This is a genomic window from Acinetobacter sp. UBA3132 (assembly GCF_002364825.1).
Lineage (GTDB): Bacteria > Pseudomonadota > Gammaproteobacteria > Pseudomonadales > Moraxellaceae > Acinetobacter > Acinetobacter schindleri.
The window spans coordinates 487-1,202 of sequence record NZ_DEZM01000113.1 but is presented as its reverse complement, the minus strand read 5'-3'; the positions used below and the strand labels follow the sequence as shown (position 1 = coordinate 1,202).

General features: G+C 43.2%; 1 protein-coding gene. It reads left to right on the top strand.

What is annotated here, in order from left to right; all coding sequences use genetic code 11:
* Positions 1–199 precede the first annotated feature (199 nt).
* Positions 200–664 carry a hypothetical protein gene (locus B4033_RS05645; RefSeq protein WP_005222421.1) on the top strand — a complete coding sequence of 155 codons (465 nt, stop codon included), beginning with the start codon at positions 200–202 and terminating at the stop codon, positions 662–664.
* Positions 665–716 lie beyond the last annotated feature (52 nt).

Here is a 716-nt window from a genome sequence, read left to right as displayed (position 1 = left end):
AGCACCTTCGGGTGCTTTTTTAATTGCTTATAAATGAATCTAACTGCTTGTAATACGTGAAAAATATTGTTTATTAATTATGAATAAATTAAGGAGATAAAAAACACATTTCATCTACAGACTCTCCATGCTGTTTCGCTCTTGCCAGATTAAATTTAACTCATAGACAAATACAGCCATATATATAAAAGGTGTACTCATGAACTACAAATCTCTAATGATCGCGGTTGTTGCTACCTCAGCTATGGGCATGGGTATGACAACAGCGAATGCGGGTAATACAACGAATACTGCTCTTGCTTCTGCACTTGGTGGGGTAGTTGGTGCTGCAGTAGGTAATAGAGTTGGTGGTACAACTGGCGCAACAATCGGTTCTGCAATCGGTGGTGGTGCAGGTGCAGCCATTTCAGCGAATAAACGAGACCGTAACGGTGCCATTATTGGTGGCGCACTGGGTGGCGGTGCAGGTTATGCCGTAGGTAAAAATATGGGTGGTAACAATGGTGGCCTGATTGGTGCAGCATTGGGTTCTGCGGGTGGTTCTGCTCTTGGCAAGAAAGTAAGTGAAGACCGTCGTTATGATGACCGTTATGATCGCCGTTATAACTCCTCACGTAATTACCGTTATAACGACTACCGCTATAACAACCGTGGCCGTCGTTAAGCGTTCAATACAAAGCTTAATCTCTTTTACGACCTTCCCTCTTTTAAGCATC